This window comes from Kitasatospora sp. NPDC034533 (assembly GCF_055575155.1).
Genome location: NZ_JBVITE010000102.1, coordinates 1297 through 15929 on the forward strand (window position 1 = coordinate 1297; position 14633 = coordinate 15929).

The 14633-nt window shown below is 75.6% G+C and carries 14 protein-coding genes and 1 pseudogene; 11 read left to right on the forward strand and 4 right to left on the reverse strand.

Annotated elements, in window-relative coordinates; all coding sequences use genetic code 11:
• Nucleotides 1-580: pseudogene (locus tag ACZ55U_RS37065) on the forward strand (DEAD/DEAH box helicase); the annotation flags it as partial.
• A gap of 45 nt (nucleotides 581-625) precedes the next feature.
• Entirely contained in the window at nucleotides 626-1594 is a 969-nt protein-coding gene (locus ACZ55U_RS37070; protein ID WP_465533694.1) for a tetratricopeptide repeat protein, read from the forward strand.
• A gap of 91 nt (nucleotides 1595-1685) precedes the next feature.
• Here ACZ55U_RS37070 and ACZ55U_RS37075 read toward each other — a convergent pair whose 3' ends face one another.
• Nucleotides 1686-3056 carry a DUF1015 family protein gene (locus tag ACZ55U_RS37075; RefSeq protein ID WP_465533676.1) on the reverse strand — a complete coding sequence of 457 codons (1371 nt, stop codon included), beginning with the start codon at nucleotides 3054-3056 and terminating at the stop codon, nucleotides 1686-1688.
• A 93-nt stretch (nucleotides 3057-3149) separates the two neighbouring features.
• On the opposite strand from ACZ55U_RS37075, the gene ACZ55U_RS37080 reads away from it, so the two are divergent.
• Together ACZ55U_RS37080 and ACZ55U_RS37085 are read left to right on the forward strand one after the other, a co-directional pair.
• On the forward strand, nucleotides 3150-3755 hold the full coding sequence (locus tag ACZ55U_RS37080; RefSeq protein WP_465533677.1) for a tetratricopeptide repeat protein: 606 nt from the start codon (nucleotides 3150-3152) through the stop codon (nucleotides 3753-3755).
• 184 nt (nucleotides 3756-3939) lie between these two features.
• Nucleotides 3940-4977: an HAD-IIA family hydrolase gene (locus ACZ55U_RS37085; RefSeq protein ID WP_465533678.1), complete on the forward strand. Its 1038-nt coding sequence runs from the start codon at nucleotides 3940-3942 to the stop codon at nucleotides 4975-4977.
• Between the two features lie 162 nt (nucleotides 4978-5139).
• Here ACZ55U_RS37085 and ACZ55U_RS37090 read toward each other — a convergent pair whose 3' ends face one another.
• On the reverse strand, nucleotides 5140-5487 hold the full coding sequence (locus ACZ55U_RS37090) for an SCP2 sterol-binding domain-containing protein (protein WP_465533680.1): 348 nt from the start codon (nucleotides 5485-5487) through the stop codon (nucleotides 5140-5142).
• Nucleotides 5488-5664: 177 nt separating this feature from the next.
• Here ACZ55U_RS37090 and ACZ55U_RS37095 point away from each other — a divergent pair, with 177 nt between their 5' ends.
• From ACZ55U_RS37095 to ACZ55U_RS37110, 4 genes are all read left to right on the forward strand, one after another.
• Entirely contained in the window at nucleotides 5665-6612 is a 948-nt protein-coding gene (locus ACZ55U_RS37095) for a hypothetical protein (protein ID WP_465533682.1), read from the forward strand.
• Nucleotides 6596-6892 carry a hypothetical protein gene (locus ACZ55U_RS37100; RefSeq protein WP_465533684.1) on the forward strand — a complete coding sequence of 99 codons (297 nt, stop codon included), beginning with the start codon at nucleotides 6596-6598 and terminating at the stop codon, nucleotides 6890-6892. The genes ACZ55U_RS37095 and ACZ55U_RS37100 overlap by 17 nt, the downstream gene beginning before the upstream one ends.
• Nucleotides 6893-6928: 36 nt before the next feature.
• Entirely contained in the window at nucleotides 6929-7735 is an 807-nt protein-coding gene (locus ACZ55U_RS37105) for a TlyA family RNA methyltransferase (RefSeq protein ID WP_465533686.1), read from the forward strand.
• A gap of 93 nt (nucleotides 7736-7828) precedes the next feature.
• Nucleotides 7829-8731 (forward strand): NAD kinase, encoded by a 903-nt coding sequence (locus ACZ55U_RS37110; protein ID WP_465533688.1) that lies wholly within the window; start codon nucleotides 7829-7831, stop codon nucleotides 8729-8731.
• Nucleotides 8732-8885: 154 nt separating this feature from the next.
• Here ACZ55U_RS37110 and yczR read toward each other — a convergent pair whose 3' ends face one another.
• Complete coding sequence (gene yczR, locus ACZ55U_RS37115; RefSeq protein ID WP_465533690.1) at nucleotides 8886-10385, reverse strand: MocR-like transcription factor YczR; 1500 nt, start codon at nucleotides 10383-10385, stop codon at nucleotides 8886-8888.
• A gap of 191 nt (nucleotides 10386-10576) precedes the next feature.
• On the opposite strand from yczR, the gene yczE reads away from it, so the two are divergent.
• The 3 genes from yczE to ACZ55U_RS37130 all read left to right on the forward strand — a co-directional run bounded on the left by yczE (nucleotide 10577) and on the right by ACZ55U_RS37130 (nucleotide 14426).
• The gene (gene yczE / locus ACZ55U_RS37120) at nucleotides 10577-11233 is read left to right on the forward strand and encodes a membrane protein YczE (RefSeq protein WP_465533696.1); all 657 of its coding nucleotides are present in this window, start codon (nucleotides 10577-10579) and stop codon (nucleotides 11231-11233) included.
• Between the two features lie 88 nt (nucleotides 11234-11321).
• The gene (recN, locus tag ACZ55U_RS37125) at nucleotides 11322-13055 is read left to right on the forward strand and encodes a DNA repair protein RecN (RefSeq protein ID WP_465533698.1); all 1734 of its coding nucleotides are present in this window, start codon (nucleotides 11322-11324) and stop codon (nucleotides 13053-13055) included.
• Between the two features lie 177 nt (nucleotides 13056-13232).
• Nucleotides 13233-14426 (forward strand): glycosyltransferase family 4 protein, encoded by a 1194-nt coding sequence (locus tag ACZ55U_RS37130; protein ID WP_465533692.1) that lies wholly within the window; start codon nucleotides 13233-13235, stop codon nucleotides 14424-14426.
• 33 nt (nucleotides 14427-14459) lie between these two features.
• Here ACZ55U_RS37130 and ACZ55U_RS37135 read toward each other — a convergent pair.
• A partial coding sequence (locus ACZ55U_RS37135) for a glycoside hydrolase family 15 protein (protein ID WP_465533700.1) occupies nucleotides 14460-14633 on the reverse strand: 174 nt, incomplete at its 5' end.

Genomic DNA, 14633 nt, shown 5'->3' on the forward strand with positions numbered 1-14633 from the left:
CTCCGGTGGTTTCCGTCGGGATGACCGCGATGACCGTCCGCGTCGTGACGACCGCCCGTCGGGCGGCTACGGCCGTGACCGCGACGACCGCGGTGGTTTCCGCCGTGACGACCGTCCCTCCGGCGGTTACCGCCGTGACGACCGTCCCTCCGGTGGCTTCAACCGCGACCGCGACGACCGTGGCGGCTTCCGTCGTGACGACCGGCCGGCCGGCGGTGGTTTCCGTCGCGATGACCGTCCCTCCGGTGGTTTCCGTCGGGATGACCGCGATGACCGTCCGCGTCGTGACGACCGCCCGTCGGGCGGCTACGGCCGTGACCGCGACGACCGCGGTGGCGACCGCGGTGGTTTCCGCCGCGACGACCGCCCCTCCGGCGGCTTCAACCGCGAACGCGGCGACCGGAACGACCGCGGCGGCGACCGTGGCGGGTTCCGCCGTGACGACCGCGGCGGCGACCGTGGCGGGTTCCGCCGTGACGACCGCGGCGGCGACCGTGGCGGCTTCCGCCGTGACGACCGCCAGGGCGGCGGCTACCGCGGTGGTGACCGTTGGGACGACCGCCGAGACGACCGTGGCCGCCGTGACTACGACGACCGCCGGGGCAACTACGAGCCCGTCAAGCGCCTGCCGATCCCGGAGGACGTCACCGGCTTCGAGCTGGACGCGGACGTGCGTCAGGAGCTCAAGAGCCTGCCCAAGACCCTCGCGGACGACGTCGCCCGCAACCTGGTGATGGTGGCTCGCCTGCTCGACAGCGAGCCGGAGGAGGCCTACCAGTACTCGCGCGTCGCGCTCCGTCTGGCCTCCCGCGTGGCGGCCGTGCGTGAGGCGGCCGGCTTCGCCTCGTACATGACGCAGCGCTACTCCGAGGCGCTGACCGAGTTCCGCGCCGCCCGCCGGATGACCGGCCGGGCGGACCTGTGGCCCGTGATGGCCGACTGCGAGCGCGGCCTCGGCCGTCCGGAGCGGGCGCTGGCCATGGCCGGTGAGCCCGAGGTGAAGCAGCTGGACAAGGCCGGCCAGGTCGAGATGCGCCTGGTGGCGGCCGGTGCCCGCACCGACATGGAGCAGTACGACGCGGCCGTGGTGACGCTGCAGAGCCCGGAGCTCGCTTCCAGCGCCGTGCACCCGTGGACCGCGCGCCTGCGGTACGCCTACGCCGAGGCCCTGATCGCGGCCGGCCGGGCCGACGAGGCCCGTGACTGGTTCGCCAAGGCGGCCGAGGCGGACACCGACGGCACCACCAACGCCTCCGAGCGGCTGGCCGAGATCGACGGCGTGGAGTTCACCGACGCGCTCGACCCGGAGCTGACCGAGGACGAGACCGAGTCGGCCGACGCGTCGGCGAAGAAGCGCGGTGGCGGCGACAACGCCGACGACCGGGTGATCTTCGAGGACGAGGAGGACGTCGAGGAGTACTACGACGAGGACGACCTGGAGATCGACGAGGAGTTCGACGGCGTGGTCCCCGAGCGCGCCCAGGACGCCAAGTTCCAGGACGCCAAGGCCGAGGGCACCAAGGCTGAGGGCACCAAGGCGGAGGCCGCCGAGGCCAAGGCCACCGACGCCGAGAGCGACGCGGACAAGAGCTGAGGCAGCCCCCAGGCAACGCCGTGAGGCCCTGTCGTTCCCCGGGAGATCCGGGAACGGCAGGGCCTCACGGCGTCCGGGCCCGCGGGCCGCGTCAGCCCAGCGCGAGGTTGCGCAGCACCAGCCCGGTGGCCGGCTTCGGCCCGAAGGAGGTGGACTTGCGCGGCATGGTGACGCCCTGTTCGGCGAGCCGTCGCACCACGGACTCCCGGACCGGGTGGAGCAGGACGGCGGTGCCGCCGGTGCGCGCGGCCTCCTGCTCGGCGGCCACGGCGGTGTGCAGGTAGCCGATGTCGTCCGGGCCGTCCGGGACGTGCCAGGTGTGGTCCAGCAGGGTGGCGTGCAGGACGGTGGCGTCCAGGTGGCGCCATTCCTCGGGTCGGCCGTGCGGCACGGTGGCGTCGAGCAGGGACTCCTCGGGTTCGCCGAGCAGCCAGTAGACGCCGTCGCCGCCGGTCAGCACGAAGCCGTTGCCGCCGTGCCGCTTCTGTTCGGCGAGCGCCTGGAGCGCGGCGGGCAACGGGCCGGGGACCTCCTTGACCTTCCACTGGTCGCCGAGCCGTTCCAGCGCCCGGGCCACCGGGAGCCGGTACAGCACGCGGTGGATGGCGCGGACCCGCAGCGGGTAGCGGGCGGTGTCCACCAGGAGCACCATGCCGCGGTCCCACGGGCTGCGCGGCAGGTGGCGGTGCTCGCGCTGGAGGCGCAGGTACATCTCCCAGCGGTGGTGGCCGTCGGCGATCAGGGCACGGCAGGTGGCGAGGTCGCGGCCGATCTCGGCGATCTCGGCCGGGTCGGTGACCGCCCACAGACGGTGGTGGGTGCCGTCGCTGGTGGCCGTGGAAAGCAGGGGCCGGCCCTCGACCGTCCGCTCGATCACGGCGGAGGCGCCGCCGGCGCCCCGGTAGGTGAGCAGCAGGGGCTCCAGGTTGGCCCGGGTGGTGCGCATCAGGCCGACCCGGTCGGCGACCGGCCGTGGCATCACGTCCTCGTGGGGGAGGACCACGCCACCCTCGCGCCCGCTCACCGCGAGGGCGCCGATCAGGCCGCGCTGGAGGACTTCGGGGGAGTCTGCGGTGGCCGGCACCCGCTGCTCGTAGACGTAGAGCGCAGGCTCGGGGTCGGCGGCGAGGACGCCCTCGCGCTGCCAGGCGGCCAGCAACCGGGCGGCGTGCCGATAGCGGGTGTCCCGGTCGGGGCGGTCGCCGGCGTCCTCGGGTTCGGGCCTGGGCAGGATCAGCCGGACCACGTTGTGCGGGTCGGCAGTCTCCAGGTCGAGCCGGCGGCCGGGGTCGACGACGTCGTACGGCGGGGACATCACCGAGGCGAGGGCGCCGACCCGGTCGGGGACGTAGCGCAGGCCGCGGAACGGGGACAAGGACAGGCCGGCGGTGGCGACGTGCCCGGGATCGCCGGGGCCGCCCTCGGGAGTCTCGACTCCGTCTTCTGCACTGGGTGTGCTCATTCTGGGCATCGTAACCGGGTACGCGTTGTTGAGAGATCGGAACGTCCGTGCCGAGCGGCGGGCGCGGGTGTACGACCGAGGGCGAGGTACGGCATGGACGACGGGCAGGAACGGGTGGACGGCGGCGCCGCGGGCGACGGCCCGGCAGCGGATCCGGCGGAGGGCGGGGTGCCGCGGCAGAGCCGTTCCGGGGAGCCCGTCGGCGACGTGTACGACTGGTTCCGCCGCGGAGCGCGGCTGCTGGCACAGGGGCACCCTGGGGCCGCCGAGCAACTGCTGGCCCGGGCGGCGGCGGCCGAGCCGCACTCGCGCAGCATCCGGGAGGCGCTGGCGCGGGCCCAGTTCGACGCGGGCTCGTACGCGGCGGCGCTGGAGAACTTCCGGGCCGTGGCGCTGGCGGACCCGGCGGACGACTACGCTCAGTTCGGGTGGGGGGTCGCGGCCGCCCGGCTGGGCGACTTCGAGACCTCCGCCGAGCACCTGGCGCTGGCCGTGGCGATGCGGCCGGAGGCCGACCACTACCGGCAGGCGCTGCGGCAGACCCGGGCGACCCTGGCGGCCCGCGCCGGGGCGTACGGGCCGCTGCTGCCGGGAGCCCCCGGTTACCTGGCACCTCCGGCGGGTGCCGAGGACCGGTCCGCTGGCTCGCCGGACGGGCCCGGAGCCGGTGGCGGCAGCGGGGCCGACGACGGCGCCTGACCGGGACGGTGCCGGACGGACGGCGTCGCCCGGCCGGTGGTGGACGCAGGGACGCACGACGCGGTGGGTCACGGACGAGGTGCGGCGACACGAAGGTGCAGGGCAACGACGATGCGGCGAACGAAGACGACGCCGTGAACGACGACGCAGTGAACGACGACGCAGTGAATGAGGTAGCGCAGCCATGACCCAGACGGGCACCCCCGTGCGACGGACCGCCCCCGGCGGCAGCGAGCGTCCACTGACCGACGCGTACGACACGGCGCTGCTGGATCTGGACGGCGTGGTCTACGCGGGCGCGCACGCGATCGAGCACGCGGTGGAGGCGCTGGACGCGGCCCGGACGGCCGGGATGCGGCTCGCGTACGTGACCAACAACGCCTCCCGACCGCCGCGCGTGGTGGCCGAGCACCTGACCGAGCTGGGCGTCCCGGCCGAGCCGGGCGACGTGATCAATTCGGCCCAGGCCGCCGCGCGGCTGGTCGCGGAGAAGGTGCCGGCCGGATCGAAGGTGCTGGTCGTGGGCGGCCTCGGGCTGGAGGAGGCCCTGGCCGAGCTGGGGCTGGTGCCGGTCCGCTCGCTGGCGGACGGGCCGCTCGCGGTGGTCCAGGGCTTCGACCCCTCGGTGGGGTGGACGGACCTGGCGGAGGCCTCGTACGCGGTCCAGAGCGGTCTGCCGTGGGTGGCGTCCAACCTGGACCTGACGGTGCCGAGGGCCCGCGGCATCGCGCCCGGCAACGGCACCCTGGTGGCGGCGGTGCGGGAGGCGACCGGGGTGGAGCCGGAGGTCGCGGGCAAGCCGCTGCCGCCGATGCACCGGGAGACCGTGCTGCGCACCGGCGCGGAGCGGCCGCTCGTGGTCGGGGACCGGCTGGACACGGACATCGAGGGCGCGTTCAACGGCGGGGTGGACAGCCTGCTGGTGTTCACCGGGGTGACGACTCCGGAGCTGCTGCTGGCAGCGCCGGTCGAGCACCGGCCGACGTACCTGGCGGCGGACCTGCGCGGACTGCTCGTCCCGCACCCGGCGGTGGCGGCCGCGGACAGCGGCTTCACGTGTGGCGGCTGGGTCGCCGGGGTCGAGGCGGGCGTGCTGGGGCTCTCCGGGGCGGGGGACCGCTGGGACGGCCTGCGGGCGCTGTGCGCGGCGGCGTGGGCCGTGCTGGACGCGGGCGGCGTGCCGGTGGACGGCCGGAAGGCGCTGGCCGACCTGGGGTTCTGAGGGGCGCCGACGGCACCGGGTCGGCCGATCCGGCCCGGTGCGCGCGGCTCGACCGACGCGGCCCGATGCGGCGGGGTTCGACCGAGGCGGCTCGGCCCGTTCGCGGCCCGGCCCGATGCGGCGGCGGGCCGCGGCGGCCCGGTTCGGAGCAGGGTGTGCGGCTCAGAGCAGGGTGCGCAGCCGCAGCAGGTCGCGGAATCCCGCCTCCAGCTTGACCCGGCCGCCGGCCCACGCGGACGCGAAGTTGAGCCGGCCGTCGACCAGCGCGACCAGGTCGTCGCTGCTCATGGTGAGCCGGATCTCCGCCTTCTCGACGGGAGCGCCGGGGGCGGCCGTCACGTCCTGGATCCGGCCGTCGCGCAGCTGCCCGGTGAAGGTCAGGTCGAGGTCGGTGATCCGGCAGCTGAGCGAGCGGTCGAGGGCCGCGGCCTTGCGCACGTCGCCGGTGGACTTCGCCATGTTCCGGCTGAGCTGCTCCAGTGCCTCCCGGCACTCCTCGGCGTTCGCCACGGGGCGGCTCCCTCCCCCGGTCGCTACGGTGCTGACTGCGGGCCACGGTACCTCAGGACGGTTTTGGCGGTAGCGTCGTCCGTGGGGTGCCCGGAAACGCTCGGGTACTGAGGGCGACGGAGCGACGCGCGTAGGCGATTGGGAGGCACCCGGATGCTGTCGAGGACGGTTCGGGGAGTGGTGGAGACCGCGGCCGGGGTGGTCGAGGGGGTCGGCAAGCGGGTCGTCGGGACGGCGGCGTCGATCCTGGAGCGGGCCGGGGTCGACGTCGCCGAGGTCGAACGCCGGCTGGGCGGTGAGTTCCCGCCGTCGGTGGAGACCTTGCAGACCCTGGCCGGGGAGGCGGTCACCGCCGGGCGGGCCGGGGTGGACCTGGCGGTGGGGGTGGCGCGCAGCGAGGTGGAGAAGGTCTTCGAGCGGGTCGGCGACCAGGTGACCAAGGTCGGTGTGGTGCTGGCGTACCTGGAGACCAAACTGCGTGAGGTCGAGGAGGAGGCTCCGGCGGCTAAGCGCGGGGCGGAGCCGGACGAGGCCGAGGAGCCGGTGCCGGCGCCGCGGGCCGGTGACCTGTTCGGGCGCGGCTGGGAGTTCGAGGACGAGCGGTCGGCGGGGGAGCCGATAGTTGCCGAGCGGGTGGAGGTGGACGAGCCGGTCGAGGTCGATCCTCCGGTTCCGCCGGTCGCGCCGGTCGCGCCTGTCCCGTCGGCGTCCGCGGGCGCCCCGGTTCGGCCGGAGGAGCCCGCCGTCGAGAGCGGGCCCGGGTCGGCCGGGAGGCCTGCGGCGAAGAAGAGCGCGGCGAAGAGGAGCACGGCCAAGAGGAGTGCGGCGAAGGGCGCGGTCAAGAGGACCGCCGCGGGGGCGGCGGCCGGGGCCGCGAAGCCCGCCGCGAAGCCCGCCGAGAAGGCGGCGGCCAGGAAGTCCGCCAAGAAGTCCGCCAAGAAGACGACGACCGTTCGGAAGACGGCGACCGCCAAGCCGGCGGACGCCCAGCCCGAGGGCCGGCGGGCCGGGGCCCGGTCCGAGGCGGCCGACGGGCCCCGGACCGCCGCGAAGCGGACGGCGACCAAGAAGACCACCGTCCGCAAGACCACCAGCGCGAAGAAGCCCGATGCCCGAGACGAGTGAGCCACTGGAGACCGCCGGGGCGGCTGATCCGTCCGTGCCGATCGCACCGCCCGCACCGGTCGTGCCGCCCGTACCGGCAGATCCGCCCGCACCGCCCGCACCGCCCGTGCCGGCGGAGCCCCTGGGCGTCGAGCCGGACCCCACCGGCCACCCCGGCGTGGACGCCGGGCTGGCCCGGCTGGCGGCCCTGGACGGGGTGCCGGCGGAGGCGCAGGTCGCGGTGTACGAAGATGTTCACCAGCGGCTCGTCGACACACTGGCCGCGCTCGACCAGGAATGATCCGTAGGACCCGTAGGAGCTGAAACACCAGTGGCAGTGGCACGACGTCGACTCGACGCGGAACTGGTCCGCCGCAAGCTGGCCCGGTCGCGTGAGCACGCGTCCGAGCTGATCGCGGCCGGGCGGGTGACCGTCGGCGGCACCACCGCGACCAAGCCGGCCACCCAGGTGGAGACCTCGGCGGCGGTCGTGGTGGCCAAGGACGAGAACGACCCGGACTACGTCTCGCGCGGCGGCCACAAGCTCGCCGGGGCGTTCGCGGCGTTCGTGCCGCAGGGGCTGGTGGTCGAGGGCCGCCGGGCGCTGGACGCGGGCGCCTCCACCGGCGGCTTCACCGATGTGCTGCTGCGGGCCGGGGCCGCGCACGTGCTGGCGGTGGACGTCGGCTACGGGCAGCTCGCGTGGTCGTTGCAGAGCGACGAGCGGGTCACGGTGATGGACCGCACCAACGTGCGCGAGCTGACCCTGGACGTGATCGGCGGCATCCCGGTGGACCTGGTGGTGGGCGACCTGTCGTTCATCTCGCTGGGCCTGGTGCTCCCGGCCCTCGCGTCCTGCGCGGCCGAGGACGCCGACCTGGTGCTGATGGTCAAGCCCCAGTTCGAGATCGGCAAGGAGCGTCTGGGCAGCGGCGGTGTGGTGCGCAGTCCGGAGCTGCGCGCCGAGATGGTGCGCCGGGTCGCCGGGCAGGCGTGGGAGCTCGGGCTGGGCGTGCGCGCGGTCACCGCGAGCCCCCTGCCGGGGCCGTCCGGGAACGTCGAGTACTTCCTCTGGCTGCGCCGGGACGCTCCGCCGCTGGACCCCGCGGACGCGGACCGGGCCGTGGCGGAGGGGCCCCGGTAGGGTGCCTTGCGGGCGTCCGGCGCGTCATGTTGTATGGCGCGGCCGCACCGGGGCCGAAAGCGACCCGGCAGGCGTTAGGGAGAGGGCAGCGGCATGAGTGAAGAACGTACGGTCTTCCTGATCGCGCACACCGGCCGGGAGGCGGCGCTGCGCAGCGTCGAGGCCCTGGTGCACGGGCTGCTGAAGTCGGGGCTCCGGATCAGACTGCTGGAGGCCGAGGCGGTGGACCTGGATCTGCCGGAAGGCGTCGAGAAGGTGGCCGAGGGCCCCGGGGCGGCGGACGGCTGCGAGCTGATCCTGGTGGCGGGCGGGGACGGGACGCTGCTGCGCGGGGCGGAGTTGGCGCGCTCGCACGGGCTGCCGATGCTCGGGATCAACCTGGGCCGGGTGGGTTTCCTCGCCGAGGCCGAGCGGGACGACCTGGCGGTGGTGGTCGAGCGGGTGGTGGACGCCGACTACGAGGTCGAGGAGCGGATGACGATCGACGTCATCGTCCGCACCAACGGCGATGTGGTGCACGAGGACTGGGCGTTGAACGAGGCCTCGATCGAGAAGGCGTCCCGGGAGCGGATGCTGGAGGTGGTGACCGAGGTGGACGGCCGTCCGGTCTCCAACTTCGGCTGTGACGGCGTGGTGTGCGCGACGCCGACCGGTTCCACGGCGTACGCGTTCTCCGGTGGCGGGCCGGTGGTGTGGCCGGAGGTGGAGGCGCTGTTGATGGTGCCGATCTCCGCGCACGCGCTGTTCGCCCGTCCGCTGGTGACGTCGCCGGAGTCGGTGCTGGCGGTCGAGGTGCAGCCCAAGACGCCGCACGGGGTGCTGTGGTGCGACGGGCGGCGTTCGGTCGAACTGCCCGCCGGGGCGCGGGTGGAGGTGCGTCGGGGCCGGACGCCGGTGCGGCTGGCCAGACTGCACCGGGCGCCGTTCACCGACCGGTTGGTGGCCAAGTTCGCGCTGCCGGTGACGGGTTGGCGCGGCCGGGCGGAGCACGGCTAGCTCGGCGGGCTGGTACCGGCCCGCCGAGCTGGTGCCGCACGGTCGGCCGCCACTGGAACGCGTGTCCGAAGTCGGCCGTGCGCCAAGGGGGTTCGGTTTCCCGTAAGGGTCCCATGGCCCTCGGTGTGAGGTGGCCGACCGCACTGACGGCCAGTCAGACCGCCAGTGGCTGGGCCTCGTCGGCCGGTTCGAGCCGCCCGCCGGACGCCGCGTGGGCGGCCAGCGCGGCGAGGCGTCCGACGGCGGAGGGGACGGCCGTGGCGGGCACGGTGAGCGGGATGCGGATGTGGTGCTCGAAGGCGCCGTCCGCGCCGAAGCGGCTGCCCGAGGCGATCCGGACCCCGCCGAGCTCCCCGGCCCGGGCCAGCGCCGCGCCGGACAGGCCGTCGGTGGAGACCCAGAGCGAGAGCCCGCCGGGCGGCATCGTGAAGCTCCACGCGGGCAGCCGTTCGGGCAGCGCGGTGGCGAAGGCATGGGCGGTGGCCCGCAGCCGGGACAGCTGGTGCTCCCGGATGTCGGGCAGGGGCTCGCCCAGCAGTTCGGCGGCGATCAGCTGGTCCAGCACCGGGGTGCCGACGTCGCTGTAGACCCGCTCGGTGGCCAGCCGGCGCACCAGCGCGGGCGCGGCCCGGACCCAGCCGATCCGCAGGCCGCCCCAGAGCAGCTTGCCCGCGGAGCCGACGGTGACCACCTGGGCGGAGCGGTCCAGTGCCGCCGTCGGGCGCGGCAGCGGCGTGGACGGCGGTACGCCCCAGCCGAGTTCGGCGGTGGTCTCGTCGGCGACCACGATGCTTCCGGCGGCCCGGGCGGCGGCCAGCAGCCGGCGGCGCTGCTCCTCGTCGATCAGCGCCCCGGTGGGGTTGTGGAAGTCCGGGATCACGTAGGCGACCTTGGGGGCGGCGCCGCGCAGCACCCGCTGCCACTCGTCGAGGTCCCAGGCGGGCCGCGGCGTCCAGGCGTGCGGCACCGGGACCAGGCGCGCGCCGGTGAGCCGCAGCGCCTGGAGGGTGTTCGCGTAGCTGGGCGCCTCGACGGCGACCCGGTCGCCCCGGCCGACCAGCGCCCGCTGGAGCAGGTGCAGACCGCCCATGGCGCCGGTGGTGATCAGGATCTGGTCGGGGGTGGTGGGCAGTCCGCGTTCGGTGAAGCGGCGGGCGACGGCCTCGCGCAGCACCGGCACGCCGGTGGGGTAGTGGCCGTGCCCGGCGGCGTAGTGGGGCAGCTGTTCGACGGCCCGGGCGGCGGCCTGGCCGACCCAGGGCTGGGCGGCGGGCGGGGCGGCGACGCCGAGGTCCAGGATGCGGCCCTGTTCGTCCGGCGGGACGGGGTGCAGCGCCTCGCCCGGCGGTGGGGAGCCCTCGGGCAGTGCGGTCCAGCTGCCCGAGCCGCGCCGGCTGCGCAGGTAGCCGTCGGCTCGCAGGGTCTCGTACGCGGTGGCGACGGTGGTGCGGCTCATCGCGAGGGCGCCGGCCAGTTCGCGTTCGGCGGGCAGCCTGGCGCCGACCGGCAGCCGGCCCTCGGTGACCAGCAGCCGGATCTGCCCGGCCAGGGTGCGGTAGGCGGGGCGGCGAACGGCGCCGGGCTCGGGGAGCCGGGCGGTGGTGAGCAGTCGCGCCAGTGCGGGCGGGGTGACGGTGGTGTGCCAGTCGACCATGGCTGAATCAGTCCACTTGCTCGGAATTGGCCCTGGAGTGGGCCGCTTTGGCCTGCCCATCATGGCAGGGCGGCCATGCCGGCCGCCACCACCGGGCGTTTCGGTGGTGCAGCACCACCGCAGGAGCAGCCGTGGCCACCACGACCACCCCAGGACCAGCCGCCACCGGACCCGCGCCCGCCGCCGGAGCCGTGCCCGTCACCGGAACACCCGGCCTCGCCGCCCGGGTGTTCGGCGACACCCACGCCCTGGGCCGCCGGATCCCGCAACTGTTCGTCGGCCTCGCCCTGTACGGGGTGAGCATGGCGCTGATGCTCCGCGCCGGCCTCGGCCTCGACCCCTGGGACGTCCTGCACCAGGGCCTGCAACGCACCGTCGGGTTGTCGGTCGGCGCCTGGGTGACGATCTGCGGCGCCCTCGTCCTGCTGCTGTGGATCCCGATGCGCCAGCGCCCGGGCCTGGGCACCGTCGCCAACGTGCTGGTGATCGGCGCGGCCATGGACCTCACCCTGCGGTTCGTCGGCGGCCCCGGCGCCCTGCCCGCCCGGATCGCGCTGACCGCCGCGGCGATCGCCCTCAACGGCCTGGCCACCGGCCTCTACATCGGCGCCCGGCTCGGTCCCGGCCCGCGCGACGGCCTGATGACAGGCCTCCACCGGCGCACCGGCCGCTCGCTGCGACTCGTGCGCACCGGCATCGAGGTGACGGTCCTCACCGCCGGTCTGCTGCTCGGCGGCACCGCCGGGGTCGGCACCGTCGCGTACGCGCTGGCCATCGGCCCGTTGGCGCAGTTCTTCCTGCCCTGGTGCACCGTGCCGGGGCCCGCCGGGGAGGCCCGGAAGGAATGAACTTCCGGGCACGGAGTTGCCGCGCGCCGTTGCCGCTCGTCGCGCGCCGGGGGCGGAACCTCGTAAGGTCGTCTCCGTGTTGGACGAGATGCGGATACGGGATCTTGGGGTCATCGACGACGCGGTGGTCGAACTCGCCCCCGGCTTCACCGCCGTGACCGGTGAGACCGGCGCCGGCAAGACCATGGTCGTGACCAGCCTGGGCCTGCTGCTCGGCGGGCGCGCCGACCCGGGCCTGGTGCGCAACGGCACCGGACGCGCCGTCGTGGAGGGCCGGCTGGAACTGCCCGCCGACTCCCCGGTGGCGGCCCGCGCGATCGAGGCCGGGGCCGAACTGGACGACGGCGCGCTGCTGATCAGCCGGACCGTGTCCGCCGAGGGCCGCTCCCGGGCCCACGTCGGCGGCCGGTCCGTGCCGGTCGGCCTGCTCGCCGAGCTCGGCGAGGACCTGATCGCCGTGCACGGCCAGACCGACCAGCAGCGGCTGCTGCGCCCGGCCCGCCAGCGCGGCGCGCTGGACCGTTACGCGGGCGCCTCGGTGGCCGAGCCGCTGGCCCGCTACCGGGAGACCTACCGCACCCTGCGCGAGGTCTCCGCGACCCTGGAGGAGCTGACCACCCGGGCCCGCGAGCGCGCCCAGGAGGCCGATCTGCTGCGCTTCGGCCTGGACGAGATCGCCGCCGCCGAGCCGGTGGCCGGCGAGGACGTGGAGCTGGCGGCCGAGGCCGAGCGGCTCGGCCACGCCGACGCGCTGTCCTCCGCCGCGACCCTCGCCCACGCCGCCCTGGCCGGCGACCCGGCCGACCCAGAGGCGCTGGACGCGGGCACCCTGCTCGGCCAGTCCCGCCGCGCCCTGGACGCCGTGCGCCACCACGACGAGCGCCTTGCCGCCCTGGCCGACCGCCTCAACGAGGTCGGCTACCTGCTCGCCGACGTGGCCGGGGACCTGGCCGGGTACGCCGACGACCTGGACGCCGACCCGGTGCGGCTGGCCGCCGTCGAGGACCGCCGGGCCGTGCTGGCCCAGCTGCTGCGCAAGTACGGCGGCGAGGAGAACTCCCTCGCCGAGGTGATCGCCTGGGCCGAGGCCGGCGCGGCACGGCTCGCCGAGCTCGACGGCGACGACGACCGGATCGACGAGCTCGGCGCCCGGGAGACCGAGCTGCGGGCCGAGCTGGCCGAACTCGCCGCCGAGGTCTCGCGGGCCCGGTCCGCCGCGGCCGGACGGTTCGCCGCCGCGGTCTCCGCCGAACTCGCCGAGCTGGCCATGCCGCACGCCCGGGTGACCTTCTCGATCAGCCAGGTCGACGACCTGGCCGGGATCGAGGTCGACGGGCGCACCGTCGCGTACGGCCCGCACGGCGTGGACGAGGTCGAGGTGCTGCTCGCCCCGCACCCTGGCGCCCAGCCCCGTCCGATCGCCAAGGGCGCCTCCGGCGGTGAGCTGTCCCGCGTGATGCTCGCCGTCGAGGTGGTCTTCGCGGGCGCTGACCCCGTGCCCACCTACCTGTTCGACGAGGTGGACGCCGGCGTCGGCGGGAAGGCCGCGGTGGAGATCGGCCGCCGGCTGGCCAAGCTGGCCGAGTCCGCCCAGGTCGTGGTGGTCACCCACCTCCCGCAGGTCGCCGCGTTCGCCGACCGGCACCTGGTGGTGGAGAAGACCCACGACGGCACGGTGACCCGCAGCGGGGTCAAGGTGCTGAACGACGAGGAGCGGGTGCGCGAACTCTCCCGGATGCTGGCCGGCCTGGAGGACTCGGAGCTGGGCCGTGCCCACGCCGAGGAACTGCTGGCCGCCGCCCGGGCCCCGCGCCGCCGGTAGCCGGCGCCGGCGGCCCCGCGGAGGTCGGCGACGCGCCCCCGGTGGCGCCGACTGTCCAAGAGGGCCGCCGACCTGGCATGGTGGCGGCTGGACAACTGGCTTCCCAGCCCCGAGCGCCGTAGCGGGCAATCCTCGCGTGGCGGCGCGCGAACCTGATCGAGTCGGATGCGAGAAGAAGTGGACCATTCCGCCGCCCGGGCCACCGCGGCCAGCCCCGAACCGGGGCAGCTGCACGTGGTACTCGTCCTGGCCGCCAGCACCGGCGGCATCGGTGCGCACGTGCGCTCCCTGGCCCAGGGCCTGGTCGCGCACGGAGTGACCGTCACCGTCTGCGCGCCGGCCGGCACGGACGCGCTGTTCGGCTTCTCCCGCACGGGGGCCAGGTTCCACACCGTCGACATCACCCCCACCGCGGGCGCCCGCAGCGACGCCACCGCGATCGGCGAGCTGCGCCGGGCCTTCACCGGCGCCGACGTGGTGCACGCCCACGGGCTGCGCGCCGGGCTGCTGTCCGACCTCGCGCTGCGCACCGCGGGCCGCTTCCCGGGCCTGCGCCCGGAGACCCCGCTGGTGGTCACCTCGCACCACGCGCTGCTGGCCACCGGCATGGAGCGCCGGCTCCAGCGGCTGATGGAGCGCCGGGTGGCGCGCGCCGCCGACCTGGTCCTCGGCGCCTCCTCCGACCTGGTCGCCCGGGCCCGCGAACTGGGCGCCACCGACGCCCGGCTGGGTCCGGTGGCCGCCCCGCCGATGCCCGAGGGCCGGCTCGGCCGCGCCGAGGCACGCGCCGAACTGCTCGGCGGCGGCGGTGGCGACGGCGACGGTGGTGGCGGCGTCGACCGCCCGCTGGTGCTGGCGGTCGGCCGGCTCGTCCCGCAGAAGGCGTTCGGGCTGCTGCTGGACGCCACCCGGGAGCTCGCCGCGCTGGACCCGGAACCGCTCGTGCTGCTGGCCGGGGACGGCCCGGAGGCGGGCACGCTGCGCGAACGCATCGCCGCCGAGAAGCTGCCGGTGCGGCTGCTCGGCTACCGCACCGACGTGCCCGACCTGCTGGCCGCCGCCGACCTGGTGGTGCTCTCCAGCCGCTGGGAGGCCCGCTCGCTGGTGGTGCAGGAGGCGATGCGGGCCGGTGTGCCGGTGGTCGCCACCGCCGTCGGCGGCATCCCCGAACTGGTCGGCGACGCCGCCGTCCTGGTGCCCCCCGGCGACCCGGCGGCCCTCGGCCGCGCGGTGCGCGCCCTGCTGGCCGACCCGGCCCGGCGCGAGCGGCTGGTGGCGGCCGGCCGGCAGCAGGCCGAGACCTGGCCGGACGAGGCCGCCACCGTCGCCCAGGTGCTCAGCACCTACGACGAGCTGGTGCAGCGCGGGTAGGCCGGGCTCCTCCCGCGCCGCCCCCGGCCGGCCCTAGACGGTGGCCTGCTCGACCCGGTCGGCGGCCGCGCCGTCCGGCTGGGCGGACAGGTACGCGGCGCCGCAGGCGGTCAGGCGTAGTGCGGTGTCGATGAGTGGGACGTGGCTGAAGGCCTGGGGGAAGTTGCCGACCTGGCGTTGGAGTCGGGGGTCCCATTCTTCGGCGAG